Genomic DNA, 17,074 nt, shown 5'->3' on the forward strand with positions numbered 1-17,074 from the left:
GCGGAACGTGAGCCGTCACCATCAGCCCGGAGAGGGCGCACGTCAACCGCTGCGCCCGATTCCGTTTCGCGGTGCGCGATAGGTTGCGCAGAGTGCGTACCAGCGTGAATGGACTCGGCCAGCCGGATGAGCGGGGCCGGGATCGTTACGTGAACGTCACGGCGCGTGCCACCCGCGCGGATCGACGTGGCCGGGGACGGGTGCTTGCGGGTCGTAGGGCGTGCGGGTGAACACGAACGTCGCCAGGTTCAGCGAGTCCCCCTCGACGCGCAGCGTCTCGCCCGCGAAGTAGCCCTCGAGGCCGATCCAGGTGCCGTCGGGCCCGGGCCGGAAGCGCGAGCTGCGGCCCGGCCGCCCGAGCCCCCCGAGGTGCAGGAGGCCGCCGGGGACGGCGCGCAGGACGTAGGGCGACGGACCCCAGAACCAGGGGCCGAGCAGCGCGACCGGGACCGGGGACGGGGCGGGCCGCCACGGCGCGACGACGGTCGGTTCGTGCGTCCGCAGGTCGGCGAGCAGCCCGGCGGGCAGGCCGCCGTCGAGCCCGGATGTGACGTTGGCCAGCGCGAGCGCGGCGATGCCGTCCTCGCGGTCCGCCCACAGCCCGGCCAGGAACCCCGGCATCGAGCCCCCGTGCCCGACGAGCGTGTGCCCGTCGACCCGCTGGACCTGCACCCCCAGCCCGTACGACGTCCAGTTCGGACCGGAGACGTCCACACCGGCCGGGACGGTCATCTCCTCGATCGTCGCCGGGTCGAGGACACCGCCGCCGTCGCCGAGCAGGAAGGCGCCGAGCCTGCCGAGGTCCGCCGCGGTGGCCCACAGCTGCCCCGCGGCGGCCATGGCGCCCGCGTGGTGCTCGGGCTCGACCAGCAGCTCGTCGGACCAGGGGTGCACCGCGTAGCCCTGCGCGGCGCGGCCGCTCGGCCGTGGGGTGGTGCGGTGCATCCCCAGGGGGTGCAGCACCTCGTCCCGGGCGACCTCGTCCCAGGTGCGGCCGCGGGCCCGCCCGACCAGCTCACCGAGCAGCCCGAAGCCCAGGTTGGAGTAGTGGAAGCGGCGCCCGGCGGGCAGGACGCGGTCCGCCGCGGACAGCGGGAGCTCGGCGCCGGGGGTCCGCTCCCACCATTCGCCCGGGCTCTCGCTGGTGACACCGCCGGTGTGGGACAACAGCTGGGTCAGCGTCCGGTCGCCGACGGACGTGCCCGGCAGGTGCTGCTCCAGGGTGTCGGAGAGGTCGAGGAGCCCCTCGTCCCGCAGCCGCAGCACGGTGATCGCGCAGACGGTCTTGGAGATCGACCCGAGCCGGTACTGGACGTCGTCGGCGGGGTCCTCGACCGCCCCGCGCCCGGCGGACCAGGCGAGGCCGCCGCCGCGGACCACCCCGGCCACGACCGAGGGACACCGCCCGTCCCGCTGGGCCCGCGCCGTCCGGGCGAGCAGGACACGTTCCGTGGAGGGGAGCAGCGCCATGATCGGAGCCTACGACCCCTCGTGAGTGGCGATCGTCGCCATGGCGACGATCGCCACTCACGGGGTGGGGTGACGCGGTGCTCGACCGGAGTGGGGCGGTCAGGGCGTTCGTGGGGCGCCGGTGCGGTAGCGGGACGGGGTGAGGATCTCGGCCGCGTGGACCCAGCCGACACGGCGGGAGACCGTCGCCCGGATCTCGTCGCCCTCCGTCAGCTGCTCCCAGCGCTCGGCGGTCGTGCCGAAGGCGCGGACGGTGCGGGAGCGTCCGTCGTCGAGCGCGACGTAGTGGTCGTAGGTCGTGCGGTTCTCGTTCTGCGAGCGGACCCGGCGCCGCAGCCGCACGACCTGCCCCTCGACCACCCCGCGTCCGCCCACGTCGAGCAGCAGCCCCACCAGCGGCACACCCACGACCAGCAGCGCGCCGAGCAGCCCCACCAGCTCGGGCGGCACCGGGACGTCCAGGAACGCGCGGAGCAGGATTCCGATGAGGAACGCGACACCCCACGACGGGATCGCCGCGATCGCGAGCCTGCCGAGCAGGTGCAGGGGTGCGCGCCCCCAGAAGAACCGCCCCCACGGGCCGGGCCCGCGGTAGTCGACCCGGACCACGTGCCACATCCCGCCCCGGTCGGACCAGGCGCGGGAGTCGTCCGCCGGGATGGCGACCGGCAGCCCCGCGACGGCCCGCCCCGCGACCCCGAGCGCCGCCGCGTAGGCGAGCGGGCGACCCCAGATCGTCACCGCGGCGGCGGGCGCCTCCGCGAACCGGGCGCCCGCGAGGTGCTCGCGCACGCCGAGCCAGCGGGAGGCGGCCGCTCCGCCCGCGTCGGTGCCGCACTCCCGGTCGAGCCGCGTGACCAGGGCGGAGAGCAGGGCGAACGTGAGCACCGCCCCGCCGGCGAACGGGCCGAGCGGGCCGTCGGACCCGGAGCGGGCGGCCGCGGCGGCGAACCCCACCGCCGCCATGGGGACCGCCCCCGCGCCGAGCAGCAGCAGGCGCTGCGCGCGGCTCCACCGCGGCCGGGACAGACCCGCCGCGCGCGCCTCGGCGATCACCGCCTTCCCGAACGCCCGCCACCAGGGCCCGAGACTGCGGGCCCCCTCCGCGAGCGCCCCGGTGGCGACCACGCCGTCCGCGGTGGCGAGGGTGCGGACGTGGTCGAGGACCAGCTGCTCGTAGGGCGCGAGGTCCGGCTCGCCCCGCGCCGGGTCCCGGCGGCCGAGCCGGACCAGGGCCAGCTCGGGCCCGATCTCCTCGATCGTGACCACCCGCCGGGCGGCGAGGTCGAGCAGCGTCGCCGAGGCCGCCTCGTCCGACAGCACCCAGCCACCGGTCAGCAGGTCGACGACGGCGGGGGACTGCGGTCCGAGTGCCGCGGTCGCCGGGCCCGGCCGGACCGCGGGTCCCCGTGTGGCGGCGAGGACGACGCCGAGCAGCAGGAACCACGCGCCGACGGCGACCGCGGCCCCGACCAGGGTCAGGACCGTCACGAGAACCGCACGGCGACCGGACCGCGCTCCTCGTCGGGGGCGGTGAAGTACTCGCGGACCCGGAACCCGGTGACCCCCGCGACGAGGGCCGTCGGCACCGTCTGGACGGCGTTGTTGTAGCCGAGCACGGCGTCGTTGTAGTACTGCCGCGCGTAGGCGATGCGGTTCTCGGTGTCGGAGAGCTCGGCCTGCAGGTCGGCGAAGTTCCGCCCGGCCTGCAGCTGCGGGTAGGCCTCGGCGACCGCGAACAGACTGCGCAGCGCCCCGGTGAGCCGGTTCTCGGCGGCGGCCTGGGCGGCCGGGCCGGTCGCGGAGACGGCGGCGGAACGGGCGGCGGTCACGGCGTCGAGGGTCTGCCGCTCGTGGGCGGCGTACCCCTTCACCGTCTCCACCAGGTTGGGGATCAGCTCGTGCCTGCGGCGCAGCTGGACGTCGATCTGCGCCCAGGCGTTGTCGACCGCGTTGCGCGAGGTGACGAGCCGGTTGTACATGCCGACCAGCAGCACGGCGAGCAGGATGAGGACGACGACGATGACGAGCACGACGATCAGCGCGGACATCAGCACTCCGGGGGCGAAGGGGACTCCGAGGCAGGAGCAACGAGCGGGTCGATCACTGACACCGGCGCCCCCGACGCCACCCGGTCAGAGTAGTGGGGTGACGCGATGCTCGACCAGCCGCCGCATGACCAGGCTCGTGGTGGTGCGCTCCACACCGTCGATCGCCAGCAGCAGGCCCGCGATCCGGTAGAGGTCGTCCGCGTCCCGGGCCACGACCTGCACCTGCAGGTCGCCCTGCCCGGAGATGCCGAGCACCTCGATCACCTCCGGGACCGCGGCGAGGGCCTCCGCCACCCGGTCCAGCAGCCGCTGCACCACGACGACGGTCACGAAGGCGGACAACGGGTAGCCCAGGGCGGCCGGGTCGATCCGGCGTTCCTCGCTGCGCAGCACCCCGCTTTCCTCCAGGCGCGCGAGCCGGGCCGCGACGGTGTTGCGGGACAGCCCGGCCGCCTGCGCGAGCGCCAGGGTCGTGCCGCGCGGGTTCGCGACCAGCGCCCGCAGCAGCCGGGCGTCGACGTCGTCCACGGTCATCCTGCTCGCGCTCCTCGGCCGGGGATCGGGTTCCCCGTGCATTCTGCACGCCGCAGCGGTCCTGACTTGTGCAGGGCTGGATCTGATGGTGCCCTAGACGGCACATCTGCCCAGCGACGAAGGAGTACGCGATGACCGCCCCCGCCGAGACGGACCGCCTCACGGTGCTGGGGGAGATCGAGCAGCGGGTGCGCTGGCTCTCGACGGCGATCATCGACCACGCGAACCGGGTGCGCCCCAACCCGACGGGGCTGAAGGTGGGTGGGCACCAGGCGTCGAGCGCGTCGATGACCACCCTGATGACGGCGCTGTGGTTCGAGCACCTGCGCCCCGGCGACCGGGTCTCGGTCAAGCCGCACGCCTCGCCGGTGCTGCACGCCATCAACTACCTGCTGGGCGAGCTGGACGAGTCCTACCTGACGACGCTGCGGGCCTTCGGCGGCCTGCAGTCCTACCCGTCGCGCTCGAAGGACCCGGACCTCGTCGACTACTCGACGGGCTCGGTGGGCATCGGCGCCACCGCCCCGATCTGGGGTGCGCTGGCCCGCCGGTACGTGGCGACCCTGGGCGAGCAGGCGGGCGTCGGGCGGCAGTACTCGCTGGTCGGAGACGCGGAGCTCGACGAGGGCGCGGTCTGGGAGGCCATCCTCGACCCCATGGTCGCCGAGCTCGGCGAGGTCGTGTGGATGGTCGACCTGAACCGGCAGAGCCTGGACCGGGTGGTGCCCAACATCGGTGCGCCGCGGCTGCAGGGCATGTTCGCCGCGGCGGGGTGGCAGGTGCTCACCGTGAAGTACGGGGCGCTGCTCGAGGAGCTGTTCACCCGCCCCGGCGGCGCCGATCTGCGCCGCCGCATCGACGACATGCCCAACCCCGAGTACCAGCGGCTGCTGCGCTGCACCCCCGACCAGCAGCGGGAGCGGCTGCCGGACACCCCGGCCCTGGCCGCGCTCGTCGCCACTCTGGACGACGACACGCTGCGCGCGGCGGTCCGCAACCTCGGCGGGCACGACCTCACCGCGGTCGGGCAGGCCTTCGCGGAGATCGACGACACCCGCCCCACGGTGATCTTCGCCTACACCGTCAAGGGGTTCGGGTTGGCCAGCGAGGGGCACCCGCAGAACCACTCGTCGCTGCTGTCGGCCGACCAGTTCGGGGAGCTCGCGCAGCGCTCGGGCATGGCGGTCGAGGATCCGTGGCGGCGGTTCGAGCCGGACACCGCGGCCGGACGGTGGTGCGCCGAGACCGCCGCGCGGCTGCACCGGGACCCCGTGCAGGCGACCCCGCCGCCCGCGCTGCCCACCGACATCGGCCGCACGCCGTCGGGTAGGGCCACCACGCAGGCCGCGTTGGGGCGCGCCCTGCTCGACCTGACCCGGGAGGCCCCCGAGGCGGCCCGGCGGGTGGTCACCCTCTGCCCGGACGTCTCGTCGAGCACGAACCTCGGCGGCTGGGTCAACAAGGTGGGCGTCTGGTCCCCGGCCGAGCGCCGCGACTGGTTCGACGACGACCCGGAGACGATCCTGCACTGGCGGGAGAAGCCCACCGGCCAGCACATCGAGCTGGGCATCGCCGAGGGCAACCTCGTCGGTGCGCTCGGCGAGCTCGGCGCCACCTGGAGCCGCTGGGGACAGCCGTTGCTGCCGATCGGGGTGCTCTACGACCCGTTCGTCGAGCGCGCGCTGGAGCCGTGGTCGTTCGGGATCTACGCGGGCGGCCAGTCGATCCTGGTCGGCACGCCGTCCGGGGTGTCGCTGGCGCCCGAGGGCGGGGCGCACCAGTCGATCACCACCCCCTCGGTCGGCCTGGAGCAGCCGGGCTGCACCACCTACGAGCCCGCCTTCGCGATCGACGTCGAGTGGACCCTGCTGGCCTCGCTCGCCCGGCTCGGCAGGCCGGACGGCACGTCGGCCTACCTGCGGCTCTCGACCCGGCCGGTCGACCAGTCCCTGGCCGCCGTCCCGACCGACCCGGCCGCGCGGGAGCGGCGCCGCAGGCAGGTCGTGGCGGGCGCGTACCCGCTGCACACGAGCGAGGCCCCCAAGGCCGTGATCGCCGTGATGGGCGCCATGGTCCCCGAGGCGTTGGCCGCGGCCGAGCGGCTGGAGTCGCTGGGCACCCCGGTCGACGTCGTGGTGGTGACCTCGCCGGGGCTGCTGTTCGACGCCGTCCAGGCGCGGGCGGGTCACGGCAGCGCCGACACCTGGATCCTGGACGCCGTGTTCCCCGAGCGCCGCGCCGCGCCGCTGGTCACCCTGCTCGACGGGCACCCGCACACGCTGGCGTTCCTGGCCGGGATCAACGCGGTCCGCGCGCGGCACCTCGGGGTGACCCGGTTCGGCCAGTCCGGCGACCTGGACGCCGTGTACCGCCACCACGGCATCGACGCGGACTCCGTGGTCGCCGCCGCCCTCGACCTCCTGTGAGGGGTCAGGGGGTGGCGAGGACCGTCGCGGTGCAGTTGTCCGTGCTGCCCCCGAGCAGGGCGCTGTCGACCAGGTCGCGCGCCGCCGCCGCGGGGGTGGCGGCCCGCCGGACCAGGTAACCGATCGTCTCGGGCGCGAGGCTGCGGTGGACGCCGTCGCTGACCAGGACCAGCGTGCCCGCGGCGGGGCCGGGGACGTGGCCGGTCGTCTCGGCGTCCGCGCGGGCCACCGTGGTGGTGACCAGGTGCTCCCAGGACGGGTTCACCGGCAGCAGCCCCGCGTCGTGGAAGGCCTGGGCGACGGTGTGGTCGTGGGTGAGCAGCACCGTCTCGCGCGCCCGGACGAGGTAGGCGCGGCAGTCGCCGACCCAGGAGACGGTCCAGCCGCCGTCCGGGGTGCCCGCGGTGACCACCAGGACCGAGTCCGCCGCCTCCGGGTCGGCGCGCACCGCGTCCCGGGCGGCGAGGACCGCGTCCAGGGAACCCGCTCGCCCGGCGACCGCGGCCGCGGTGTCCGCGGCGATCCGGGCGGCGCGCGCCGCGGCGGGGGAGTCCCCGATCCCGTCGGCGACCGCCGCCACGCCCGGCCCGCCCACCGCGGTGGCGTCCGCGGCGAACCGGCGCAGCCCCCGGACCGACGCCGAACCCGCGAGACCCCGTCTCGCGACGGGCGGGCCGCCCGGCAGGGTCCGCTCGACGGGACGCTCGAGCTGCTCGGTGGTCATGGCGCCTCCCCGGTGGTGTGGGCGCGGAGCCGACCGGTGAGGGGTGCCGACCGTCCCCGCGCCCGACGTCCAGGGTCCGCCGCGTTCCTGAGGACGTGCTGTGGTCCGGCTTAGCGTTCCTCCCCGAACCCGGGGCCGCCGTTCTTGTCGTCCTCCTGGTCGGCGAGGAACCGCTCCACCTCGGCCGCCAGCTCGTCCGCGCTGGGCAGGTCACCGGTGCCGAGCCCGCCCGCGGCCCGCCCGGCCGCGACGGAGTCGTACTGCTTCTCCAACGCCCGGACGACCTCGGCGACCTCGGCCGACCCGGCCACCTGCTCGGCGATCTCGGCGTCCGTGCGCTCCGCGGCCGTGGTGAGGCCCTCGGTCGGCAGGTACAACCCGGTCGCGACGGCGGTGTGGTCCAGCAGCGTGCGGGCGGCGTGCGGGTACTCGGCGCGCGCCAGGTAGTGCGGCACGTGCACCGCGAACCCGACGACGTCCTTGCCCGCCTCACCCAGCCGGTACTCCAGCAGCCCCGAGGCGCTGCCCGGGACCTGCGCCTCGGCGAACCACGGTTCGTGGCCCTCGATCAGCTCCTTGCGGGTGGCGTGCGCGGTCACGCCGATCGGCCGGGTGTGCGGCACCGCCATCGGGATGCCCTGCAACGTGACCACCAGCCGCACGTTCAGCCGCTCGACGAGCTGGCCGACCGCCGCGATGAACCGCTCCCACTGCGTGTCCGGCTCCGGGCCCGCGAGCAGCAGGAACTGCGACTCGGCGGAGTCGGTCAGGGCCACGACGTCGAGCACGGGGGGCTCGTAGGCCGCCCAGTGGTCGGTGTCGAAGGTCAGCGGGGGCCGCCGGGACCGGTAGTCGACGAGCTGGTCGGTGTCGAAGGAGACGAGCGTGCGGGCGTCCCGGCCCTCGCGCAGCGCCTCGACCGCGAGCCGACCGGCGTTGCCGGCGTCGACGAAGCCGTCGAGCACCACCAGCAGCACCGACCCGTCGGGGTCGGCGGACACGCCCTCCTCGACGCGGTACAGCTCAGCCGGATCCAGCACCTGTTCCTACCTCCTCGGACACGCCCGTGTGGCGCTCATCCTCCCCTGCAACCACTCGGCGCGCCCACACCATCCCCGTCTGCGCGATCTCGGGTTCGTCTCGATCATTGCCCGTTCACCGATCCGTGGCTTAGGTTAGCCCCGCCTCACTTCGGAACAGGGAGACGATGACCGGACTTCTGGACCCCCCGCCGGGGGCGCGGCCGGCCCGCACGCCGGCCCCGGTCCGGATGCTCGGCCTGGTCGTCGCCGCCGTCGTTCTGGTCGCGGTGGCCGTGGCCAGCGTGATGGTGGGCGCCAAGGAGATCCCGATCTCCACGGTGCTCGACGCCTTCCTGCACTTCGACCCCACGAACAACGACCACCTGTTCGTGCGCGTCGAGCGGGCCCCGCGCACGGTGATCGGGCTGCTGGCCGGGGCCGCCCTCGGCCTCGCGGGCTGCATCATGCAGGCGCTGGCGCGCAACCCGCTGGCCGATCCCGGCATCCTCGGGGTCAACGCGGGCGCCGCGCTGTTCATCGTCGTCGGGATCAACTTCTTCTCGCTGACCGCGCTCACCGGCTACGTCTGGTTCGGCTTCCTCGGCGCCGCCCTCGCGTCCGTCCTGGTCTACGGCGTCTCGGCGCTGGGCCGCGAGGGCGCCACGCCGATCAAGCTCGCGCTGGCCGGGGCCGCGGCCAACGCGGCGTTCGTCTCGCTGACCACCGGCGTGCTGCTGACCAGCACGGACGCCTTCGAGCAGTTCCGCTTCTGGCAGGTGGGCTCGCTCGCGGGCCGCCAGTGGGACGTCGTGGTGTCGGTGCTGCCGTTCCTGAGCGTGGGCATCCTGATCGCGTTGTGCTCCGGCGGGCTGCTCAACACCCTGACCCTGGGGGACGACCTGGCCAAGGCGCTGGGCCAGAACGTCGCCCGCGCCCGGGTGGTCTCCGGCGTGGCGGTGGTGCTGCTCTGCGGCGCGGCCACCGCGGCCGTCGGCCCGATCGCGTTCGTGGGGCTCGCCGTGCCCCATGTCGCCCGGATGATCACCGGCCCGGACAACCGCCGGCTGCTGCCCTACTCGCTGCTGCTGGCGCCCATCCTGGTGCTCGGCGCCGACGTGCTCGGGCGGATCATCGCCCGCCCCGGCGAGGTGCAGGTCGGCATCCTGACCGCCGCCATCGGCGCGCCGATCTTCATCGCGCTGGTCCGCGGCCGGAAGGTGGCCCAGCTGTGAGCGCCGCGGTGGACGCCGCGGCCTTCGACGTGGGGACGCTCGCGCAGACCCGCGCGCGGGGCCGGGTCCGGCGGCTCTCGGTGGCGGGCGGCCTGGGTGTCGGCGTCCTCGCGGTGTTCGCGCTGTCGCTGATGGTGGGCGCCGCGGTCATCTCGCTGCCGGACGTCCTGTCCACCCTCGCGGGACAGGGCAGCCGGAACACGAACTACGTCGTCCTGGAGCTGCGGCTGCCGCGGGCGCTCGCCGCCACCCTCGTCGGCCTCGCGTTCGGACTCTCCGGCGCCGTCTTCCAGAACCTGCTGCGCAACCCGCTCGCCAGCCCGGACGTCATCGGCATCTCCACCGGCGCGAGCGCGGCCGCCGTGCTGGGCATCGTCGGGCTCGGGCTGACCGGCCTCGCGATCTCCGGGTTCGCCCTCGCGGGCGCGCTGGGCACCGCGGCCCTGATGTACGCGATCGCCTGGCGCAACGGCGTGTCCGGCTACCGGCTGATCCTGGTCGGCATCGGGCTGTCGGCGCTGCTGCTGTCCGTCGTCAGCTACTTCATGACGAGCGCGCAGGTCACCAACGCCCAGGACGCCCTGCTCTGGATCTCCGGCAGCCTGTCGGGGCGCAACTGGAACCAGGTCGTGCCGCTGCTGCTCTCGCTCGTCGTGCTCGTCCCGGTGACGATGGTCCTCGGCCGGGTGCTGGGCGTCCTCGGCCTGGGTGACGACACCGCCCGCGGCCTGGGCGTCCCGGTCGACGGGGTCCGGCTGGGCCTGATCGTCGCCGCGGTCGCGCTCGCGGGCGTGGCCACCGCGGCCACCGGCCCGATCGCGTTCGTGGCCCTGCTGGCCGGGCCCATCGGCCGCGGGCTGGCGCGGGACGGCGGCCCCGCGCTGCTGCCGTCGGCGCTGGTCGGGGCCCTGATCGTGCTGGTCGCCGACTTCCTCGCCCAGCACACGCCGTTCCTGCCGAACCTGCCGGTCGGCGTGCTGACCGGCGCCGTCGGCGCGCCCTATCTGTTGTGGCAGCTCGCCCGCACCAACTCCGGGGGCCAGGGCGGATGACCTCGTCGAGAGCGCAGGAGACCATGACCGACGCTGTGGAGGCGACCGACGCCGTGGAGGCGCTCGCCGCGCTCGAGTCGTCCGACGGACACACCCCGACCCGGCACACCCTCGCCGCGGAGGGGCTGCGGCTCTCCTACGACAAGCAGGAGATCGTCCACGGCATCGACCTGGAGCTGCCGCCCGGCAAGGTCACGATGATCATCGGGCCGAACGGCTGCGGCAAGTCCACGACGCTGCGCGGCCTGGCCCGGCTGCTCGACCCCAGCGGCGGCCGGGTGCTGCTCGACGGCGAGGACATCTCGACGATCCCGAACCGGGAGGTCGCGACGATCCTGGGGATCCTGCCCCAGCACCCCGTCGCGCCGGACGGCATCACGGTGACCGACCTCGTCGGCCGTGGCCGCTACCCGCACCAGGGCTGGTTCCGGAAGTGGAACGCCGAGGACGACGAGGCCGTCGCCCAGGCGTTGGCCGTCACCCACACCGCGGAGCTGGCCACCCGGGCGGTGGGGAGCCTGTCCGGCGGGCAGCGGCAGCGGGTGTGGATCGCCATGGTCCTCGCGCAGCGCACGGACCTGCTGCTGCTCGACGAGCCCACCACGTTCCTGGACCTGGCCAACCAGGTGGAGCTGCTGGACCTGCTGACCGACCTCAACCGCCGCTCCGGCACGACCATCGCGATCGTGCTGCACGACCTCAACCTCGCCTGCCGCTACGCCGACCACCTGGTCTGCATGAAGGCGGGCGACATCGTCGCCGAGGGCAGCCCGAAGGAGATCCTCACCGCCGAGGTCGTGTCCTCGGTCTTCGGGATGCGGTGCGACGTCCTGATCGACCCCGTCTCCGACACCCCCCTCATCGTGCCGATCGGGCGGCACCACACCACGAAACCGGAGTGAGCACGTCGTGAACAACCCTTTGCGTCGGCTGGCGCTGGCGGCCGTCGCCGCGGCCGTCGGCCTGACCGTGGCCGCGTGCGGCCAGGTCCAGGACTCGTCGACACCGCCGAGCGGTGCCGCCGCGACCACCTCGGTCGACACCCTGTTCGGTGCGGTCGAGGTCCCCGCGAACCCGCAGCGCGTGGTCGCGCTCGGCTGGTCGGACGCCGAGTCCGCGCTGGCCCTGGGCGTGCAGCCGATCGCCGTCAGCGACTGGCTGGCCTTCGGCGGCAAGGGAGTCGGACCGTGGGCGGAGTCGCTGTCCACCACGTCGCCGACGATCCTGCCGACGCTCGAGCTGAACTACGAGCAGATCTCGGCGCTGAACCCCGACCTGATCCTGAACACCCGCTCGGACAACTCGAAGGAGAAGTTCGACGAGCTGAGCAAGATCGCCCCGACGGTCTCGGCGCCCGCGGGCACGACCATCCAGTACGGGACGACCTGGCAGCAGCAGATGCAGCAGGTCTCCGCCGCGCTGGGCAGGAAGGAGCAGGGTGACGCCCTCATCGCCGAGACGGACGCGGCGTTCGCGGCGGCGCGGACCGCGCACCCGAACTTCGCGGGCAAGACGGTGGGCGTCGGCTCGTTCTTCAGCGACTCCTACGGCGCCTACGTCGACGGCGACTCCCGGGTCGACTTCATGAAGTCGCTCGGGTTCGTGAACAAGCCGGAGATCCAGGCGCTGTCGGACGGATCGAGCTTCTACGTGCAGGTCGCGCGGGAGAACATCGAGCAGCTCTCCGCGGACACCACGGTGATCTTCCCGATCGGCGGTGACGCGAGCGCCCTGAAGGCCGACCCGGTGCTCAACCAGCTCCCGGTCGCCCAGGCCGGTCACCTGCTGATCATCGACGACCCGGTGCTGGCCAACGCCTTCTCCTCGGGCTCCACCCTGGGCACGAAGTACGCGATCGACCACGCGGTCCCGCTGATCGCGCAGCACACCGCCACCTGACCCCACACCGCCGCCTGCTCCCCGGTGAACGGCGCGTTCGCTCTCCTCGTGAGCGGAGGCGCCGTTCGCCGTCGACGGACCCGGGGTGATCACCCGTTAGTGAACATCGTTACCGTTATCCTCTCCAACTGAGAGAAGGGGCGGTGCGGTGCGGATCGCGTTCGTCGGCAAGGGCGGCAGTGGCAAGACCACGACGGCGGCCCTGTTCAGCAGGTACACAGCGGGCCTCGGGCGGCCGGTGCTCGCCGTCGACGCGGACATCAACCAGCATCTCGGCGTCGCGCTCGGCGCGGACCCCGCCGCGCCGCCGCCGCGGGCGCTGGGCGGCGACCTGACCTGGCTCAAGGACCACGTGCGCGGGGAGAACCCGCTGCTGCCGTCCGCGGACACCATGATCAAGACGACGCCGCCGGGGCCGGGATCGCGGATGCTGTCCCTCGACCCGTCCGGCGAGCTGCTGCGGCGCTACTCGGCCGTCGCGGGCGGGGTGCGCTACCTCGTCACCGGCGCGTTCGACGAGTCCGACATCGGGGTCTCCTGCTACCACTCCAAGACCGCTTCTCCACGGTCTCGCCCGGCGCGGTGGAGCTGTACCTCAACCACCTGCTCGACGGCCCGGGGGAGTACGTCGCGGTCGACATGACCGCGGGGGCGGACGCCTTCGCGTCCGGCCTGTTCACGCGGTTCGACCTCACCGTGCTGGTCTGCGAGCCGACCCGGCGCGGGGTGGGGGTGTTCCGCCAGTACGCCGACTACGCCGCGGAGCACGGCGTGGCGCTGCGGGTGCTGGGCAACAAGGTCACCGACGACTCCGACGTCGCCTACCTGCGGGACGAGGTGGGGGACGCGCTCATCGGCTGCCTGGGGCAGTCCGCGTGGGTGCGGGCCGCCGAGCGCGGCACCGTCCAGCCCGTCGAGGACCTGGAGCCCGCCAACCGGACCGTGCTCGCCCGGATCCTGGCCGACCTCGACGGCCGCACCCGCGACTGGGTCGCCTACCACCGCGGCACCGTCGAGTTCCACCTGCGCAACGCGAAGTCCTGGGGCGACAAGGCGACCGGAGTCGACCTCGCCGCCCAGGTCCACCCCACGTTCGTCCCCGCCTGAAAGGTCTGAAGAATGTCTCTCGACGTCCCCACCGCCGTCCTCGAGGCCGCCGAGCGCCGCGAGGTGACCGACGAGCAGTTCCTGGCCGTGGTCCGCGACTCGCTGCCCTACGCGTGGGAGGTCGTCTCGGCGGCCGCCGCGGACAACACGGGCGACAAGCCGTTCGGCGAGCACGAGGTCCCGCCGCCGAGCGAGCGGGAGCGCGGGCAGCTGCTCCGGGCGCTGGCCAGCACCAGCATCCGCGGCGCCCTCGAGCGGCACTTCGGCGTGACGCTGGCCTTCCAGAACTGCCACCGCGTCGCCGCCTTCTCCTCGGCGCAGGTGGACTCGGAGATCTACCGGGAGTTCATCGGCATCCGCGGGCAGCTCCTCAACCAGTCCCCGGAGCTCCGCGACTGCTGACCGCGGTGAACGGCGCGTTCGCTCACATCTACTGAGCGAACGCGCCGTTCGTCGTCTACTCGGCGAGCAGGCGGTAGATGGTCTTGCGGGCTTCGGTCAGCGCCTCGGTCGCCGTGCTGATCTGCTCAGGGGTGCCCGTGGCCGTCACCTGCGCGGCGGCGGCGTGCAGCTGCGCGAGCTGCTGCCAGAGGGCGGCGTCCGGGCCGTCCTCCTCCTCGCCGTCGAACGCGGTCCAGACCTTGTCGATCTCCTCGCGGTTCTCCCCGACGTACGCGGTGCCCGCCTCGGTGAGGTGGACGACGCGCCTGCCGTCGGTCTGCTCGACGCGGACCAGGCCCTCGTCCTCGAGCTGCGACAGCGTGGGGTAGACCGAGCCGGGGCTCGGCTTCCAGCGCCCGCCGGAGCGCTCGGCGATCTCCTGGATGATCTCGTAGCCGTGTCGCGGCTGCTCGGAGACCAGGGCCAGGACGGCCAGTCGGACGTCGCCGCGGCCGCGCCGCCCGCGCCCGCCGGGGCCGCGTCGACCCGGGCCGAAGCCGCGGGGGCCGAAGCCGCCGGGTCCGAAGCCGGGCCCGAACGGGCCGCCGGGTCCGAAGCCGGGGCCGAACCGCGGGCCGCCGCGCCGACGACGCAGGCGGTCGGCCGCGTCCTCGGCGTCGATGTTCACGTTCACCTCGACGTCCGGTGCACCCTCGGCGAAGGGGCCGAAGGGGGGACGTCGGTGCGGGCCGCCGCGGCGACCGCGCCCGCGCTGACCGCGCGGACCGAAGCCGGGTCCGAAGCCGGGCCCGAAGGCGCCGGGGCCGAAGCCGCCGAAGCGGCCGAAGGGGGTGTCCCAGGTGGGGTTGTCGGCAGACATGGTGGGTCTCGCTTTCGTCGTGAGCCTCCTCGGTCGGTAGCTCGTGCCATCACGATATATCGCTACCTATCGGCGATGCAACCCCCAAGTCACCCACACGTGTCCTTGTGGTCTGTTTCGCCCGATTCATGAGAAGATGACCGCGTCCGACGGATCGGGACCCGGGGAGGTCGTGTGCTGCGGCTGGTGGCGGCGGTGCTGCTCGTGATCCTGGCGTTCTCCCTGGCAGGCGCGGTGTTCGAGTTCGTGGCCTGGGCGCTGGTCGTGGGTGCCGTGGTGTTCGGCGGCGTCGTCGTGTGGTCGAAGCTCTCGGGTGACGGGCCTCGCACGGGGGAACGGGATTCCGGCATCTCGCGTTGAACCGGACGTGACCACCACTGGGACGTCTCAGAGCCCGCGCGGACTCCGGCAGCGGGCGGCCTTCCTCGCACTGGCGCGCGTGCTCTGGCAGGGGGCCAAGCCCGGCACCCCGAGCCTGGCGGACCGCGCCCGCGCCCTGCCGCGCATGCTCGGTGGGGCGCTGACCGGCCGCTACTCGATCCTCACGAAGGGCCGCATCGGCCTGCTCGTGCTCGCGGTCGCCTACCTCCTCTCGCCCGTGGACCTCGTCCCCGAGGCCCTGTTCTCCGTCTTCGGACTGCTGGACGACGGTGTCGTCGCCCTCTGGCTCGGCGGCGCCCTGCTGGTCGAGACCGAGCGGTTCCTGAACTGGGAGTCCCAGGGACGGCCCACCGTGGTCGACGGCGAGCTCGCCGGGGCCTGACCCCGTTCCGGTCGCACCCGGCGTCTCCGGGGACGGCGCGGGCGGCTGTGCTCCACGGCCCACCGGTCTGGCGGAGCCCCCTGAGCGACCGCGCCCGGCGCTGACCCGGGTGTCCGGCCCACCACCCCACGTAGGGTGCGGGGATGCGCGCGATCGTCTGCACCGAGGCCGGCGGCCCCGAGGTCCTCCAGCTGCGGGAGGTGCCCCTCCCCGAGCCGGGGCCGGGCGAGGTCCGGGTCCGGGTGGAGGCGGCGGGGGTCAATCCGATCGACTGGAAGACGCGGTCGGGGCTGGGTCCTTACGCATCGTTCGAGGGCAGGCCCTTCACCGTGGGCTGGGACGTGGCGGGCGTGGTGGACACCGCGGGCGGTGTCCTCGCCGTCGGGGACCCCGTGCTCGGCATGGCCGAGTTCCCGTCGCCGGAGGGCGCGTACGCCGAGTACGTCTGCGTGCCCGAGGCGCAGCTGCGCCCCCGACCCGAGGGCCTGTCCGTGGTCGAGGCGGCCGCGCTGCCGCTCGCGGGCATGACGGCCTGGCAGTCGCTGATCGACGTCGGCGAGCTGCGGGAGGGGCAGCGGGTGCTCGTGCACGCCGCGGCCGGGGGAGTGGGCCACCTGGCGGTGCAGATCGCGAAGGCGCGGGGCGCACACGTGATCGGCACGGCGTCGGGACCCAAGCTGCCGCTGCTGCGCGAGCTGGGCTGCGACGAGGTGGTGGACTACCGCAGCGAGGCCTTCGAGAAGGTCCTCGAGCCCGTCGACCTGGTGTACGACCTCGTCGGCGGCGAGACGACGGTGCGTTCGCTCGATCTCGTCGCCCCCGGCGGGCTGCTGATCTGTCTGCCCACGATCCACGCCGCGGCCGCCCTGGAGGCCGCCGAGGCGCGCGGTGTGCGGGCGTCCGGGGCCTACGTCCGCGCCGCGGGCGGCGGCGGGCTGTCCGAGCTGCTCGACCTGCACGCGCGGGGGCTGCTGCGGATCCTCGTCGACCGCACCTTCCCGCTCGCCCAGGCCGCCGACGCCCACCGCTACGGGGAGGCGGGCGGCACGACCGGGAAGATCGTCCTCACCGTCTGAGGGCGAAGGCCCAGGGCGTGTCTCCCGATCCGCCACCGTCGCTACCGGCGCCCACGCCGGCGGCGACGTGGATCACCGGGCCCGGCGGCGCCGGAGTGGGAGTCACGTCCTAGTGTCCTGCGTCTGAAGTTCGCTGAATATCGATAGGCTGTCGGTCGTGCCGAACAAGCAGGGGCGGCCGGTGGCCGAGCTGAACCTGTCCGACGAGGAGCGGGAGACGTTGAACCGTTGGGCTCGGCGGGCGAAGTCATCGCAGGCCCTGGCGCTGCGCAGCCGGATCGTGCTGGCCGCGGCCGAGGGCGAGTCGAACAAGGCGATCGCGGCCAGGCTGGGCTGTCACGCGGTGACGGTCGGGAAATGGCGGGCCCGGTTCGCGAAGGTCGGCCTGGACGGCCTGCTCGACGAGCCGCGCCCGGGCGCGCCGCGGAAGATCACTGACGATCAGGTCGAAGCCGTC

At 74.0% G+C, this 17,074-nt stretch carries 19 protein-coding genes; 12 read left to right on the top strand and 7 right to left on the bottom strand.

All coding sequences use genetic code 11. From position 1 onward, the window contains the following. Positions 1–156: 156 nt before the first annotated feature. The 4 genes from BLS43_RS25690 to BLS43_RS25705 form a co-directional block, all read right to left on the bottom strand. Positions 157–1,470 (bottom strand): serine hydrolase domain-containing protein, encoded by a 1,314-nt coding sequence (locus BLS43_RS25690; RefSeq protein WP_093089270.1) that lies wholly within the window; start codon positions 1,468–1,470, stop codon positions 157–159. A 99-nt stretch (positions 1,471–1,569) separates the two neighbouring features. Next, complete coding sequence (locus BLS43_RS25695) at positions 1,570–2,961, bottom strand: DUF2207 family protein (protein ID WP_093089271.1); 1,392 nt, start codon at positions 2,959–2,961, stop codon at positions 1,570–1,572. Next, positions 2,958–3,521, bottom strand: coding sequence for a LemA family protein (locus tag BLS43_RS25700; RefSeq protein ID WP_093089302.1), 564 nt, complete (start codon positions 3,519–3,521; stop codon positions 2,958–2,960). The genes BLS43_RS25695 and BLS43_RS25700 overlap by 4 nt, the downstream gene beginning before the upstream one ends. Before the next feature lie 84 nt (positions 3,522–3,605). Beyond that, the gene (locus BLS43_RS25705) at positions 3,606–4,055 is read right to left on the bottom strand and encodes an Lrp/AsnC family transcriptional regulator (protein WP_093089272.1); all 450 of its coding nucleotides are present in this window, start codon (positions 4,053–4,055) and stop codon (positions 3,606–3,608) included. Positions 4,056–4,186: 131 nt separating this feature from the next. On the opposite strand from BLS43_RS25705, the gene BLS43_RS25710 reads away from it, so the two are divergent. After that, a complete protein-coding gene (locus BLS43_RS25710) occupies positions 4,187–6,481 on the top strand; it encodes a transketolase-like TK C-terminal-containing protein (protein WP_093089273.1) in 2,295 nt (764 codons plus the stop codon). A 4-nt stretch (positions 6,482–6,485) separates the two neighbouring features. Here BLS43_RS25710 and BLS43_RS25715 read toward each other — a convergent pair whose 3' ends face one another. Together BLS43_RS25715 and BLS43_RS25720 are read right to left on the bottom strand one after the other, a co-directional pair. Then, positions 6,486–7,205, bottom strand: a complete 720-nt coding sequence (locus tag BLS43_RS25715) for a PP2C family protein-serine/threonine phosphatase (protein ID WP_093089274.1) — start codon at positions 7,203–7,205, stop codon at positions 6,486–6,488. A gap of 110 nt (positions 7,206–7,315) precedes the next feature. Further along, the gene (locus BLS43_RS25720) at positions 7,316–8,245 is read right to left on the bottom strand and encodes a proteasome assembly chaperone family protein (RefSeq protein ID WP_093089275.1); all 930 of its coding nucleotides are present in this window, start codon (positions 8,243–8,245) and stop codon (positions 7,316–7,318) included. Positions 8,246–8,412: 167 nt separating this feature from the next. Here BLS43_RS25720 and BLS43_RS25725 point away from each other — a divergent pair, with 167 nt between their 5' ends. The 7 genes from BLS43_RS25725 (at position 8,413) to BLS43_RS25750 (ending at position 13,919) form a co-directional block, all read left to right on the top strand. Next, entirely contained in the window at positions 8,413–9,459 is a 1,047-nt protein-coding gene (locus tag BLS43_RS25725; protein WP_093089276.1) for a FecCD family ABC transporter permease, read from the top strand. Then, positions 9,456–10,511, top strand: a complete 1,056-nt coding sequence (locus tag BLS43_RS25730) for a FecCD family ABC transporter permease (RefSeq protein WP_093089277.1) — start codon at positions 9,456–9,458, stop codon at positions 10,509–10,511. Before BLS43_RS25725 ends, BLS43_RS25730 begins: the two co-directional genes overlap by 4 nt. Positions 10,512–10,534: 23 nt before the next feature. Further along, positions 10,535–11,413 carry an ABC transporter ATP-binding protein gene (locus BLS43_RS25735; protein WP_093089278.1) on the top strand — a complete coding sequence of 293 codons (879 nt, stop codon included), beginning with the start codon at positions 10,535–10,537 and terminating at the stop codon, positions 11,411–11,413. Between the two features lie 7 nt (positions 11,414–11,420). Next, positions 11,421–12,410 carry an iron-siderophore ABC transporter substrate-binding protein gene (locus BLS43_RS25740; RefSeq protein WP_245707816.1) on the top strand — a complete coding sequence of 330 codons (990 nt, stop codon included), beginning with the start codon at positions 11,421–11,423 and terminating at the stop codon, positions 12,408–12,410. Positions 12,411–12,558: 148 nt separating this feature from the next. Then, entirely contained in the window at positions 12,559–13,053 is a 495-nt protein-coding gene (locus tag BLS43_RS32175; RefSeq protein ID WP_425438571.1) for a nucleotide-binding protein, read from the top strand. Continuing rightward, the gene (locus BLS43_RS32180) at positions 12,993–13,517 is read left to right on the top strand and encodes an ATP-binding protein (protein ID WP_425438572.1); all 525 of its coding nucleotides are present in this window, start codon (positions 12,993–12,995) and stop codon (positions 13,515–13,517) included. Before BLS43_RS32175 ends, BLS43_RS32180 begins: the two co-directional genes overlap by 61 nt. A gap of 12 nt (positions 13,518–13,529) precedes the next feature. Continuing rightward, positions 13,530–13,919, top strand: a complete 390-nt coding sequence (locus BLS43_RS25750; RefSeq protein ID WP_093089280.1) for an SCO5389 family protein — start codon at positions 13,530–13,532, stop codon at positions 13,917–13,919. A 55-nt stretch (positions 13,920–13,974) separates the two neighbouring features. On the opposite strand, the gene BLS43_RS25755 is transcribed toward BLS43_RS25750, so the two are convergent. After that, positions 13,975–14,778 carry a PadR family transcriptional regulator gene (locus tag BLS43_RS25755; RefSeq protein WP_093089281.1) on the bottom strand — a complete coding sequence of 268 codons (804 nt, stop codon included), beginning with the start codon at positions 14,776–14,778 and terminating at the stop codon, positions 13,975–13,977. Between the two features lie 174 nt (positions 14,779–14,952). Between BLS43_RS25755 and BLS43_RS25760 the strand changes: the two genes are divergently transcribed. The 4 genes from BLS43_RS25760 to BLS43_RS25775 all read left to right on the top strand — a co-directional run. Further along, complete coding sequence (locus BLS43_RS25760; RefSeq protein WP_093089282.1) at positions 14,953–15,138, top strand: hypothetical protein; 186 nt, start codon at positions 14,953–14,955, stop codon at positions 15,136–15,138. Between the two features lie 7 nt (positions 15,139–15,145). Beyond that, positions 15,146–15,541, top strand: a complete 396-nt coding sequence (locus tag BLS43_RS25765) for a DUF1232 domain-containing protein (RefSeq protein ID WP_176921542.1) — start codon at positions 15,146–15,148, stop codon at positions 15,539–15,541. Between the two features lie 143 nt (positions 15,542–15,684). Then, positions 15,685–16,617 (top strand): NADP-dependent oxidoreductase, encoded by a 933-nt coding sequence (locus BLS43_RS25770; protein WP_093089283.1) that lies wholly within the window; start codon positions 15,685–15,687, stop codon positions 16,615–16,617. Positions 16,618–16,798: 181 nt separating this feature from the next. Further along, positions 16,799–17,074: helix-turn-helix domain-containing protein (locus BLS43_RS25775; protein ID WP_218130008.1), on the top strand; the 276-nt coding region annotated here is incomplete at its 3' end.

It is taken from the genome of Pseudonocardia oroxyli (assembly GCF_900102195.1).
Classification (GTDB): domain Bacteria; phylum Actinomycetota; class Actinomycetes; order Mycobacteriales; family Pseudonocardiaceae; genus Pseudonocardia; species Pseudonocardia oroxyli.